Genomic DNA, 11,942 nt, shown 5'->3' with positions numbered 1-11,942 from the left:
CATCCGGCCCGGAAGTATGCCGCCAGTGGCTGCAGCCGATGGACTTTGGTGCCGCCGGGCGCTTGTAACGCGCCGTCCCTCCGTTTATGAGAGGCCCTCACGAACCGAACCAAGGGAGCATCGCATGTCTTTTGAGCCGTGGCAGGTCTGGGGCCGGGAGCCCGATGTAGAAGTGACCCTGCCGCGAAGGGCGACTGGTGAGCTGGGCGAGATGGAGTCAACCAAGCAGCTCGTGAAGCTCATCGGCGACGTCTACAAGCCCGGCATGCGCGTTCTTGATGTGGGATGCAACGTCGGACACTACCTGCGTGGCATCCGCCGCATCGGCGCTGACGTCACGTATCGCGGTGTCGATGCCTATGAGCATGTGATCAACAAGGCGCGGCAGATCTTCAAGGACGATCCGCATGCCAGCTTCGAGGTCAAGGATATCCACCAGCCGCTTTATCCGAGCGATCGGTACGACATCGTCTATTGCTGCAACGTTATCCTTCATTTGCCTTTCTTCAAGAAGCCGGTGAAGAACCTGCTCGACAGCACCGGGAAGGTCTGCTTCATCCGCACGCTGCTGAGCGAGCACCCGACCACCATCTCGAAGCGGTGTAGGGACAACCTGTTCGACGATGACGGCAACCCGCTCGAATGGGCGTACCAGAACACCTACGACGTCGAGTTCTTTGCCGACTATGTCCGCGGGCTCGGGTGCGACATCGAGTATATCGATGACGAGTTCGACCCCACCGTGCTTCAGGATGAATACAAGAAGCTCAAAGGGAACTATGGCACCCGCATCGTTGGCACGGGCGTGCAGGCGGACGGCAATGTGCTGTTCCACTGGAAGTGGGCAAAGATCACCCGGCGCTGATTCTGCATGAGCGCGGGCGGTATCTCGCGCACATCATGGATTGCGGCAGCACGACGCCAGCGATTGCCAGCGCAATGCCGGCGCCTCTCCGGGTACAATGGGCGGCGTCTCACGCGGCAACAGGCGCCTGTTGCCGCGGTGCCACCAGCGACAGAGCCAACATCATCGTCACCAGCGACAGCCATACCCACACCGAGTGCTGCTCGCCGAAAATGATCATGCCCCAGACCACGCCGAACAGGGTGACGAGGTTTGCGGTCTGGCTGGTGAAGACGGGGCCCGCGCTCTCGATCAGGCGGATGAACAGCGAATAGGAGACGGCGTTGATGACGCCGAGGCCCAGCATGGCCCATTCCACCTTCGTCCATGGCCAGCCGAAGGACACGAACGTGCCGGTCGCATAGAGAATCGGGCTCATCATCAGGGCGGCGGCGACGAACATGCCGGCGGTCACCGCGCCGGGCGTCATTCCGCCAGGCTTCCACAGCGCCAGCATGACGTTGAAGGCGGCGTAGCAGGCAGCCGCGAGGAGCGCGAGCAGAACCCACGGAAGTTGTGCCGGGTCGGGCAGGCTCTGTTGCGGCCCGACCAGCAGCATGATCGCCAGCGCCCCGAGCACAACGCCGGTGACACGACCGAGCGCAAACATCTCCAGCCTGAGCAGCGCCGATGCGACGAAGGTGACAATGGGAATGATCGCCAGGGAGATCGCAAGGATTCCGGCCGGCACGTGCGCGGCGGCATAGAAGAAGATCGCACCGGGTAGGACCATTCCCAGCAGGCCCGAAACCAAGTAGAGCAGCATCGACGCGCGGGTGACGGGAATCCTGCGACGGCGGACGCCGCTGAGCGTCAACAGAATCGCGCCCGCGATGGCGGCCTCCCAGAAGGTAAGGCTGAGCGGGTGGATGCCGCCCACCGCGGCGATCCTGGCGAGCGAGAACGATAGGCCCCAGCTGAGACCCATTGTCAGCAAGATGGTCCAACCCCACAGCTGTCGAACCATAAGGCGCTGAGCCATGGCAACCATCCCCCCTCATTCGGATGCGCGTTCGGATGCGCGCTGCACCATAGGCGCTGCCTGAACCGGCGAATAGAGCGTCCGTGCAACACGCCGAACCACCGCCGACAACCGGCGGGCAAGCGACGGGGCGGCTTGAAGAGGCGATCGCGGAATGCGAACGCGGCCTGGAGATCAACCCGAACAGCTCGCTGATCCTGGGAAACCCTGCGCGTGCCTGGCTGCGTCCGTCCGGTCGCAGCCCACGCTCGAAGCATCGCGCTTGGCCCTCAAGCTCAATCCGCGCGATCCGTCGAACTTCTGGCGGCACTACGCGATCGCGGTGGCGCACATCGCGGCGGAGGATTATGCGACGGCGCGCCAGGAGGCCAACAAGACGGCATTGTTGCGGCCGCCCGATTCCTGCCGCGGTCCCACCCCAGTCCTGATCTTATGGTCCTGGTTTAGTCCAATGCCTCGAGCGCCGCGACTGTCAGCACGTCCAGGATAAAGTTGCTGGCCGCCTTGATCAGCAGAACCCGGTTATCGACAATCCTATAATGGTATCCCGGCTGCAGTGGCGGCAGCTGCACGATCAGATCGTGCGGCAGCGGATGGTACTCCAAGCCGGGCGGCAACTGGTTGTTGCGCGCCAGCTGCTTGGCGATGCCCGGCGGCAACGAGCCCTTCTTGGCGATACCGGGCGGCAGGCCCTTGTGCTTGTTCTTCTTGCCCTTCTTGTACTCATAATAGTCCGGGCTCTGCTGGTACGCGACCAGGTGGCGCTGGTAGTAGCTGGCTATGATCCGCTTCTCGAGCTCGCCGATGAAGATATCGGCGGCATCCGGCGATTCCGCGACTTGCGTGCCCGTCGCGCCATGCTGGCTTGGTTGGTCGGCCATGGCTGCATGCGACAACAACGCCAGCGGAAGAGCCATAGCCGTGGCTCGCAGAATGGAACGGATGTGGATGATACGCAGCATCAGCAGATCCCCAGTGGTTGCTCGAGGATTGAAAAGATAGCGCTCCACCGCCGCTGTCAAACGCAAGAACGCGTGACCGACTTGTTCATGTCTGGTTCAGATACCGGCGCGATCAGTACGACGGGCCGCCACCCGGTGAGGGCGGGGGAAGCTGATCCACAGTCGGCTCGGTCGGGATCGGGCCGCCGCCGCCATTGCTGCCGCCGCCGCCGCCACCGCCGCCCGCGCTCGTGCGCTTGGTTCCGGGCACAACGGTGCAGCGATCGCCACAGGCGAAGATCGTTTCAGTGACGTTCCCGCCGTCTGGCGCCAGCACGGAGACCTGCGCGCTCGCATTCTTGGCCGTCACGACAACCTGCGTGTCCATCGTGATGGTGCCATCGTTCATGATGATCAGACGCGTGATGCCCGGCGCTCTGCCGATGATGACCAGTCGGTTCGGTGTTTGCACCGTGACGTCGGCGACGTTCGGGTTGCCGACGACGATGTCGCTCGCTGGGTTATCCAGCTTCAGAATTCGGGCGCCGTCCAACTCGACGGTCAGGGCATCAGCAGCGTGGACGCTGCTTGCCGCGGCCACAGCAATTCCGGCTGCGACCAGAAACGGCCAAGTCGATCGGAACATGCTCATCAATCCCCTCTTCTTAAACGATTTGTTCATCATGTTCGGCCATGCTCTTCGATGGGTGATACTCCATCAGAACATCCTCAACGATCAGTTAACGCGGGCTAAGAACTGCAGAGGTAAGGGGAAATGGTAAAACGCACGACGCGATTGCTGGGCAGTGTGGCGCTTGCGCTTGCCATGTCCGGGTGCGCGACGGTGGCCGATAAGGCCGCCAAGCCGGCTGAGAAGACAGCCGATGTGGAGCCGACTCTGCGCCGGGCGGCAATGATGGCCGAGCGCAACGCCAGCTATGGCGAAGCGGCGCAGCATTACGCGGCGCTTCATGCACGGTATCCGCAGGATAAGGCGATCACCTTGGCCGTGGCCCGCAACCTGCGCTTCTCCGGCAATCCCCAGAAGGCCATCGCGGTGATCAACAGCTCCGCGAGCGGGCAGGCGCCCGATGCCCTGACGCTGCTGGAGCTAGGCAAGGACTATCTGGCCGCAGACCAGTTGAATCTGGCCAAGCCGACTTTGGAGCGCGCCAAGGCGGCCGCTCCCCTCAACTGGGAAATCCTCTCGTCCCTCGGCGTTGTCTACGATTACGACGGCGAATATGCCCAGGCGCAGCAGCAGTATGATGCCGCCCTGTTCCTGGACCCGGAGAACCCAACCGTCCTCAACAACAAGGCGCTTTCCCTGGCGCAGCAGGGGCGGCTGGACGAGGCCGTCGCGACCATGAAGCTCGCCACCGACCAGCCGTCGGCCAGCGCCCAGGCGCGCCAGAATCTGGCCTTGCTGATGGCCCTCAAAGGGGACGCGGAAACGGCCGAGCGCCTGGCGCGCAAGGACCTGCCGCCGGCCGTCGCCGAGGCGAACATCGAATACTACCGCTCCCTGGCGAAGCCGGAGCAGCCGGCGAAGCCGACGCAGAAGGCGCGCGTGAAGCCGCAGCCGCCGGCCGAGGACGACGACCTCCCGCCGCCTCCACCGCCGCCGCTCGACTACTAGTCCCCGACGCCTTTCCTACCGAAACGGCGGCCGTCCGAAAGGAACGGCCGCCGTTCTTCCTTCATTCGAGTCAAATGCCGGAAATGTCAGGCGGCGCGTTCCGCGGACTCATTGATGAGGGTCGCCTAGAGCCCGGCGTTGTGCAGGGTCGCTTCGAGTTCGCGATGAGCGGCCAGGATAGGTGACTTCACCGGTCCGCAAGAAAGCTCATGGCCGTGATGGACACGGCGTGAAGCGGTGTGGCGCAGGAATTTGTCCAGTGTTTATCGCTCGGACATCATCTGCGCGATCTGGATTCCGGCTGGAGCGGCGATGATGATGAACAGCACCGGCAGGAAGAAGACGATCATCGGCACCGTGAGCTGGGCAGGCAAGGCCGCGGCCTTCTTCTCGGCCATCGACATGCGCGTGTCGCGGTTCTCTTGCGCCAGCACGCGCAGGCCGTTGGCGATCGGCGTGCCGTAGCGCTCGGACTGCAGCAGCGTGGTGGCGAGCGCCTTGAACGACGGCATACCGGTGCGTTCGCTCAGGTTCTCGAACGCTTGCCGCCGGTCGCTCAGGAAAGCCAGCTCGGCCGCAGTCAGGCCCATCTCTTCCGACATCTCGGGCGAGCTCTCGGCCATCTGCTCCGTCACCTTGTTGAACGCCGCTTCGATCGACATGCCGGATTCAACGCAGATCACGATCAGGTCGAGCGCGTCGGGGAAGGCCCGCTGCAGCAGCTTTTGCCGCTTCTGGATCGCATTGTTGAGCATGATCTGCGGCAGGAAATAGCCGAGACCGCCAGCGGCGAGCACGCCCGCCATGCGAACGGCGATCGGCTTGTCCGGGAACAGGAGCCACGCATAGAGCAGGGCCACGATCACAAAGCTGATCGGCAGCGCGATGCGCTTGAACAAGTAGTTGGCCACCGCGCTCGGGCTGCGCTTACCGGCGCGCGCCAGCTTCATGCGCAACTCCTTGGCGTCCAGCAGGTCGGACATGCTGACGCCGCGCAAAGCAAGGCCCTTGATGCCCGTGTTCGGCACGGCCTGCAGTCGGTTGCGCGCCTGGAAGGACTGGGTCTGGGCCTGCGACAAGGCGCGCCGCCGATCGCGCACGGCACGCAGGCGAGCCTCGAAGCGTTCGCCTCGCATGAAGGGCAGGGCCAGTGCAAAGATCGTCAAGACGGTGGCCGCGAACACGATCAGCACGATTATGCTCGTGATATTGAAACCACCGGAAAAGTCGATTCCTAATTGGCCCATTGCAGCAGACCTCAGATCTCGAAATTGATCATCTTACGCATCACGGCGATGCCGATCGCAAATGACATGAAGCCGATGAAGACGCACCAGTTGCCGGCATTGGTCGTCACCAGAAGGCTTACGTAGTCGGGAGCGATGAAGCTGAGGATTCCGGCGACCGCAAAGGGCAAGGATCCGATGATGCTGGCGGAGGCCTTCGCTTCGCTCGACAGCGCCTTGATCTTGTCGCGCATCTTCTTGCGGTCGCGCAGGATGCCCGACAGTTTCGCCAAGGTTTCGGCCAAGTTGCCGCCGGTAACCTGCTGCGTGACCAGCACGATTGTGAAGAACCGCACCTCTGTGGTGGGCACCCGCATGACCAGCCGATTGAGGCACTCTTCCAAGGTCATGCCCATCTGAATGTTCTCGGTGATGGCGCGGAACTCCATGCCGACCGGGTCCGGCATCTCCTTCCCGACGATGGAGAGACATTCGGCGACCGTCATGCCGGTCTTGACGCCGCGCACGATGAGGTCGATCGCGTTGGCGAACTGAGCCGTGAACGCCTTGAAGCGCTTGTTCACCAGGTAGCGCAGGACAAACCGTGGAATGCCGAACATACCGACCAGAATGCCGGCCGGAATGGTGTAGATGATTCCGGTAGAGAAGAAGATGATCAGCGTGAAGACAGCGCCGCAGATGATGCTGTAGATCCAGAATTGCTTGGGAGTCGTCTTCAAGCCGGCCTGGATGAGTTTCTCTTGCAGCTGATAGCCGCGCTGCTGCTTCTTCAGCTGCTCGGCCGCCTTCAGCTTGGCCTCGATATCTTTGCGCCGCATTCCGGTTTGCGTCTTGCCCGCGCCGGCCTTATCCCGGCTGCCGCCCGCGCTGCCCGCGACCGAGTTCAGCCGCCGCTCCAGCCGCGCGCGCGGCCCATAGAGGCTGTTCAGCAGTGCGAACGAGACGATGATGAGGGCCAATAAGAGGACACCGACGGCGCCCATGATCATGGGGTCCAGATTGGCCAGGTTCTTAATCAAAGTCGTCTCCCATGATTTCTGCCAGTTCGCGCTCGCGGCCGAAATACTTTGCCTGATCCCAGAAGGCCGGGCGCAGACCTGTAAATTTGTGGCGGCCCACGATGCGGCCGGATGCGTCCTCGCCCTGGATCTCGTAGATGAAAAGGTCTTGAAGCGTGACGACCTCGCCTTCCATGCCGACGATCTCGGTCACATGGGTGATCTTGCGCGAGCCGTCGCGCAGACGCGCTGCCTGTATGATCACGTTGATCGAGCCGGCAATCTGCTCGCGGACGGTCTTGGCAGGTAGATTGTAGCCGCCCATCGCGATCATGTTCTCGAGACGCGAGATGCATTCGCGCGGGTTGTTGGCGTGGATGGTGCCCATCGACCCGTCGTGGCCGGTGTTCATGGCTTGTAGCAGATCGAACGCTTCGGTTCCGCGGACCTCGCCGACGATGATGCGTTCAGGGCGCATACGCAGACAGTTGCGCACCAGGTCGCGCATTGTCACCTGGCCGACGCCTTCGAGGTTCGGCGGACGGGTTTCCAGGCGCACGACGTGCGGCTGCTGGAGCTGAAGTTCCGCCGCATCTTCGCAGGTGATGACGCGTTCGCCCTTGTCAATGAACTGCGTCAAGCAGTTCAGCAGCGTGGTTTTACCGGAGCCGGTGCCGCCCGAGACGATCGTGTTGAGCCGGCAATGGCCGATGATCTGCAACAGCTTGGCGCCGGCCGGCGACACGGACCCATAGTTCACCAGCTTATCGAGCGTCAGGCGATCACGCTTGAACTTACGAATGGTGAGCGCGCAGCCATCGAGAGCCAAGGGTGGAGCGATGACGTTCACGCGCGAGCCATCCATCAAGCGCGCGTCGCAGATCGGGCTGGCTTCGTCGACGCGCCGGCCGACGGCCGAGACGATGCGCTGACAGATGTTCATCAGCTGCTGCTGGTCGCGGAATTTGATGTCCGTCAGCTCGATCTTGCCGTTGGCTTCGATGTAGACCTTGTCAGGCCCGTTTACCATGATGTCGGCGATATCATCACGGGCGATCAGCGGCTCGAGCGGACCGAGGCCGAGGACGTCGTTGCAGATATCCGTGACGAGCAGCTGTTGTTCGCCGGCGCTGATCGTCAGGTTGCGGAGGTTGATGATCTCCGCCACCACTTCCCCGATCGCCTCGCGGACCGATTTGTGGTCGAGCTTCGCCAGCTCGGCGAGGTCGACCGTGGAAATCAGGTCGTTGAAGACGTTCTGCTTGATCTCCTGCAAGCGGCTGTCAAGTTCTCCCGGGCGGCCCGGGCCGGTCTTCTTCGGCGCAACAGGCGCAGCCGGTGCTATCTCGGTTGCGGCGGTCGCGACCGGGACATTCTGGCTGGGCGCCGGCTGTGTCGGCGGAGAGGAACGACGGCCGAACATGAGACCTCAGTACCCCCTTAGGCGACCTTGGGCTGCGGCTTCCGGAACAGGCTCGGGAAGGCGAGTTTCTTGGCCGGCTTCGCGGCGCCCTTCACGCTGCCACGGACGCCGGTCCGCATTACCAGATCGGTGAAGACTCCGATCAGTTTGTGGGACTTGAACCGGTCGCCGATCATCTTGCCGTCGTTGGCTGCCTCAATGAAGGTCGTCGGATCGAACGGAATCGCCGCCACCGGCTGGATGCCGAGCGTGTTCGATATGTCCTTCGGCAGCAAGCGCGTGCGCTTGGCCACGTCCGACTTGTTGATCACCACCTTGACCTGCTTGCTGTCGCCGCGCTTGCCGTTCAGGAAGTCGAGCAGATTGCGCGAATCGCGGATATTCGCGATATCGGGCGCAAGCACCAGGACAGTTTCGTCGGCGCTCATCAGAAGCGCCTCCGACCAATCGGTCCAAACATGCGGCACGTCGACGATCACCAGCTTCGCCATCTGCCGGCAGAGATCAATCGTCTTCTCGACAGCCTCCTCATCGATGCCTTCGTAGTGGCGGAGAATGCCTGGCGTGCTCAGAATCTGCAGGTTGTCATCCTCGCCCGTCATGTAGCGCTCGAGGAGCGTGATGTCGATGCGCTCGGGGTCGTTGAATGCTTCGCCGAATGCCGTCCGCGGATCCTGGTTGAAGGCGAGGCCGGCAGTCCCGAAAGTCAGGTCCATGTCGGCCAGGATCGTCTTGAGATTAAGCCGCCTGGCAGACGCCCAGGCCATATTGTGGGCGATGGTGGAGGCGCCAACCCCGCCGCGAGCACCGGTCACGGCGACGAGCCTGCAGCGTTCCGGACCCTTCGGGTCGTGCGCCGCGCGCTCGATCGCGTCCATCATGCCTTCCAGGCTGAGAGGCGAAACCAGGTAGTCGGTGACGCCGAGCGATACGATCCGGCGGTAAACCGAGATGTCATTGACGGCGCCGACCACGATCAGCTTGCGACCGGGCTCGACCACCTGCGCCAGCGCGTCCAGCCGCGATTGCAGCGTAGCGGTGTCCCCGTCGTCCTCCACGATGATCAGGTGGGGCGAGGGATGATCGGCATAGTGAGTCACGGCACGTGCCAATCCGCCATCGCGCACCGCGATCTTGCATCGGGCAAATGCGCGCTGCTCGGCCAATGCCTTTGCTGATGCCGAGGTCTGCTCGGCGTGGCAGAAGACGTCAATCGTCAAACGATGCTGCATGGCTGGTCTCTCACTAACTGGAGATCTTGAAGTTGTAGTCTTGCAAGAGGTCGTTCGCGCTCGGAAGCGCCTTGCCTCTCTGATAGTTGTCGATCACGTAGTAGGCGCGCGCGCCGGATCGGCCGGGCGTCATCTCGCGTGGATGAACGAGATCACGCGGATTGGCGGCCATCGCGTCGATGTTGTGCTGGATCGCGCAGCCGTAGTTCGGATGGATCGCGTTTTCGTGCCCCTTATCCCAGAAGCCGGGCGTATAGCCGCACCGCTCCGGAGACGTCACGTAGATCGGGAAGGTGACGCTCGCCGTTCCCTTGGTCTGGGTCTCGGCGACATAGAGGTTGATGTCCTCCGCAGGGACGCCGCGGTGCATCAGCGCGTTGGCAAGCTGCAGAGCATGCTCTCGCGCGGCCGGGTCATCGGTCGACTTGCCGGGCACTGTCACCTCCAGCGGCCGCTCGCCCTGGGTTTGATAGGCCGCCAGGAACTCGTCGATCCGCTCTGAATCGGAGGGGTTGGGTTTGCCGGCATAGAATGGTCCCACGTCGATCCGCGCTGTCTTGCGTTGGACGGTGGTGGGGTGGGCGTAGGTCGGGTCATGCTTGGTGATGTCGGTCTCGCACGCGCCGATGAAGACAGCGATGAGGCTGGCGCAGGCGCAACGCAGCAGAGAATGAGTCACGGCTGGTCTCCTCAATTGATGATGTAGCCGATGGGGCCTTTCGGACCCTCGCTCGGCTGGCTGCCCTCGGGTGGCCGCTTGACGTAGAGGCTCTGGAGGTTGCCGAGGAAGTAGCGATCTAGGTCATGCGAGGGCGACAGGCCGTCCGTCGGCGCAGCCAGCAGATCCGGGTCGACTGGCTTGGCGAGCATGACGTTCACGAGGATTACCAATTCGGTTTCGTTGCGCTGGAAGTCGGTCGACCGGAACAGCGCACCGAGAATGGGAATATCCATCAGCCCAGGAACACCAGTGATCGTGCTCTGAATGTCGTCCTGCAGCAGGCCGGCAATCATGATGCCGCCACCGCTTGGCAGCTCGATGGTGCTGTTGGCGCGGCGGGTCTGCAGACCAAGGATGGTGAAGTCGTCATCGCCGAACGGCAAGGTGACAGAGTTCGCGGTCGACAAGGCGCTGACCTCGGTGGAGACCTTGAGCCAGATGCGGCCAGGCGCGATTACCACCGGAAGGAATGCGAGGCTGACGCCGAACGGCTTGTACTCGACCGAGACAGTGGCCGAGTCTCCGTCATCCGACACCGCAACGACAGGATATTCGCCGCCAGCCAGCATGCTGGCGGGCTCGCCGGAGATTGCGAGCAGGTTGGGCTGGGCCAATGTCCGCAGCATGCCTTGCGACTCAAGCGCTTCGAACGTCGCATCGACGTTGTCGCCGTTGAAAGCAAGAGTTCCGATCGCGCTGGTAAGGCCCGCCGTGCTCAGGAAGTCGAGCGCAAATGGGCCAAGGTCCTGCGCAGCCAGGTCAAAAAGGGAGCCGAGTTGCTTCAGGGCCGTCTTCTGCACCTCGGCGACCTTGACCCTGATTAGCACCTGCTGCTCGGAGCCGACTGTGATCATGTTGATGATGTTGTCGTCGTTCGGCACGAACCGGCGTGCAATCTGCTGGGCCTGTGCGGCGGCACCATCCGAGCTGGCGACGCCGGAGAGCACAACGGAATCGCCAACGCCCCTCACGTTGATGCGCTCCTTGGGGAGCAACTGGCGAATCGCGGCCTCGACTGCCGATCCGTCGGGATTGACCACCACCTCGAGCTTACGCACCAGGTTGCCCCTGGCATCTACCAGGAACACGTTGGTCTCGCCGACCGAGCGGCCAATCAAATAGATCTGGCCGGGCGCACGCACCACAACGTCAGCGACTTCGGGGTTGCCGATGATCACGTCGCGCACCGCGCGGTCGAGCTCGATCGGACGCGTCTTGTTGAGCGGCAGCTCGAAATGATCCGCGCCGACCGCAGGAGTCGCCGGCAGTGGCTCAACTGGGATCTGCACGCGTTTGACCGGAGCGCTCGCACCCTTGGTAGGGTCGAACTCGTAGGCGTCGAGCGGCACGTTGGCAGCCACCTGGTTGGCGGGCAAGCTGGTCAGCGGCGAACGGAACTCGGGCATGTCGGCCAGAAGCTCCGCCTCGGCGTCCAATGTCGCATCCTCGGCGCCCGGATTGTTGACGATGCCGATCACCTTCTTGATCGGCTTGAGCTGCCTGTTGGTCTGGGTTGCCAGGGCGCTGGCCGCGGCGCTTGCGGCGGCTGTCGCGCTATCGACCTTGGTGTTCGCCGGTACTGGTGACGATGTCGCCGGCTTCTGGGCCGCCTTGGGCGCGGGCACCAGCCGATTTTCGCCTGATGCGACGGGATTGCCGTTCGTGTCGACCGGCGTCAGCATGATCGCGTTCGGGCCAGGCACACCCGGCGAGCCTGCCAGCGGCAGTTTGTCCACGATGGGCGCCGGAACTTCAGGCGAAGTCGCGGCCGGCGGGGTCTCCGCAAAAGTCGTGGAGGCCCCCCACAGTGCCCCGACGACCAGGATGGCTGCGATTCCGTGAAGTTTCGACACGG

At 63.0% G+C, this 11,942-nt stretch carries 11 protein-coding genes; 2 read left to right on the top strand and 9 right to left on the bottom strand.

Going from position 1 to position 11,942, the window contains the following annotated elements:
- Nucleotides 1-124 precede the first annotated feature (124 nt).
- Nucleotides 125-865, top strand: coding sequence for a class I SAM-dependent methyltransferase (locus tag DTX69_RS30030; RefSeq protein WP_162916934.1), 741 nt, complete (start codon nucleotides 125-127; stop codon nucleotides 863-865).
- 109 nt (nucleotides 866-974) lie between these two features.
- Here DTX69_RS30030 and DTX69_RS08275 read toward each other — a convergent pair whose 3' ends face one another.
- From DTX69_RS08275 to DTX69_RS08265, 3 genes are all read right to left on the bottom strand, one after another.
- Entirely contained in the window at nucleotides 975-1,886 is a 912-nt protein-coding gene (locus tag DTX69_RS08275) for a DMT family transporter (protein ID WP_162916928.1), read from the bottom strand.
- Nucleotides 1,887-2,329: 443 nt separating this feature from the next.
- Nucleotides 2,330-2,767, bottom strand: coding sequence for a hypothetical protein (locus DTX69_RS08270; protein WP_162916921.1), 438 nt, complete (start codon nucleotides 2,765-2,767; stop codon nucleotides 2,330-2,332).
- 193 nt (nucleotides 2,768-2,960) lie between these two features.
- Nucleotides 2,961-3,473 (bottom strand): pilus assembly protein N-terminal domain-containing protein, encoded by a 513-nt coding sequence (locus tag DTX69_RS08265; RefSeq protein WP_162916915.1) that lies wholly within the window; start codon nucleotides 3,471-3,473, stop codon nucleotides 2,961-2,963.
- Nucleotides 3,474-3,602: 129 nt separating this feature from the next.
- Here DTX69_RS08265 and DTX69_RS08260 point away from each other — a divergent pair, with 129 nt between their 5' ends.
- Nucleotides 3,603-4,466, top strand: coding sequence for a tetratricopeptide repeat protein (locus DTX69_RS08260; protein WP_119301046.1), 864 nt, complete (start codon nucleotides 3,603-3,605; stop codon nucleotides 4,464-4,466).
- 263 nt (nucleotides 4,467-4,729) lie between these two features.
- Here the strand turns inward: DTX69_RS08260 and DTX69_RS08255 are convergent, their stop codons facing one another.
- The 6 genes from DTX69_RS08255 to DTX69_RS08230 all read right to left on the bottom strand — a co-directional run bounded on the left by DTX69_RS08255 (nucleotide 4,730) and on the right by DTX69_RS08230 (nucleotide 11,940).
- Complete coding sequence (locus DTX69_RS08255) at nucleotides 4,730-5,659, bottom strand: type II secretion system F family protein (RefSeq protein WP_284735628.1); 930 nt, start codon at nucleotides 5,657-5,659, stop codon at nucleotides 4,730-4,732.
- 65 nt (nucleotides 5,660-5,724) lie between these two features.
- Nucleotides 5,725-6,732 carry a type II secretion system F family protein gene (locus DTX69_RS08250; protein WP_119301044.1) on the bottom strand — a complete coding sequence of 336 codons (1,008 nt, stop codon included), beginning with the start codon at nucleotides 6,730-6,732 and terminating at the stop codon, nucleotides 5,725-5,727.
- Nucleotides 6,725-8,134, bottom strand: a complete 1,410-nt coding sequence (locus DTX69_RS08245) for a CpaF family protein (RefSeq protein WP_119301043.1) — start codon at nucleotides 8,132-8,134, stop codon at nucleotides 6,725-6,727. The genes DTX69_RS08250 and DTX69_RS08245 overlap by 8 nt, the downstream gene beginning before the upstream one ends.
- A 17-nt stretch (nucleotides 8,135-8,151) precedes the next feature.
- Nucleotides 8,152-9,366, bottom strand: coding sequence for a pilus assembly protein CpaF (locus tag DTX69_RS08240; protein WP_119301042.1), 1,215 nt, complete (start codon nucleotides 9,364-9,366; stop codon nucleotides 8,152-8,154).
- A 13-nt stretch (nucleotides 9,367-9,379) separates the two neighbouring features.
- Nucleotides 9,380-10,045, bottom strand: a complete 666-nt coding sequence (locus DTX69_RS08235; RefSeq protein WP_162916908.1) for a CpaD family pilus assembly lipoprotein — start codon at nucleotides 10,043-10,045, stop codon at nucleotides 9,380-9,382.
- A gap of 11 nt (nucleotides 10,046-10,056) precedes the next feature.
- Complete coding sequence (locus DTX69_RS08230) at nucleotides 10,057-11,940, bottom strand: pilus assembly protein N-terminal domain-containing protein (protein ID WP_119301040.1); 1,884 nt, start codon at nucleotides 11,938-11,940, stop codon at nucleotides 10,057-10,059.
- Nucleotides 11,941-11,942 lie beyond the last annotated feature (2 nt).

The sequence above is a fragment of the Dongia deserti genome, assembly GCF_003574735.1.
In the GTDB taxonomy this organism is placed as follows: Bacteria; Pseudomonadota; Alphaproteobacteria; order Dongiales; family Dongiaceae; genus Dongia_A; species Dongia_A deserti.
This window is presented reverse-complemented; position numbering and strand designations above follow the sequence as displayed.

Excerpts from the sequence above, each read along its gene's own strand:
- DTX69_RS08270 (WP_162916921.1), bottom strand. The coding sequence starts at position 2,767 with ATGGCCGACCAACCAAGCCAGCATGGCGCGACGGGCACGCAAGTCGCG.
- DTX69_RS08245 (WP_119301043.1), bottom strand. The coding sequence starts at position 8,134 with ATGTTCGGCCGTCGTTCCTCTCCGCCGACACAGCCGGCGCCCAGCCAG.
- DTX69_RS08240 (WP_119301042.1), bottom strand. The coding sequence starts at position 9,366 with ATGCAGCATCGTTTGACGATTGACGTCTTCTGCCACGCCGAGCAGACC.
- DTX69_RS08265 (WP_162916915.1), bottom strand. The coding sequence starts at position 3,473 with ATGTTCCGATCGACTTGGCCGTTTCTGGTCGCAGCCGGAATTGCTGTG.
- DTX69_RS08275 (WP_162916928.1), bottom strand. The coding sequence starts at position 1,886 with ATGGCTCAGCGCCTTATGGTTCGACAGCTGTGGGGTTGGACCATCTTG.
- DTX69_RS08260 (WP_119301046.1), top strand. The coding sequence starts at position 3,603 with ATGGTAAAACGCACGACGCGATTGCTGGGCAGTGTGGCGCTTGCGCTT.
- DTX69_RS30030 (WP_162916934.1), top strand. The coding sequence starts at position 125 with ATGTCTTTTGAGCCGTGGCAGGTCTGGGGCCGGGAGCCCGATGTAGAA.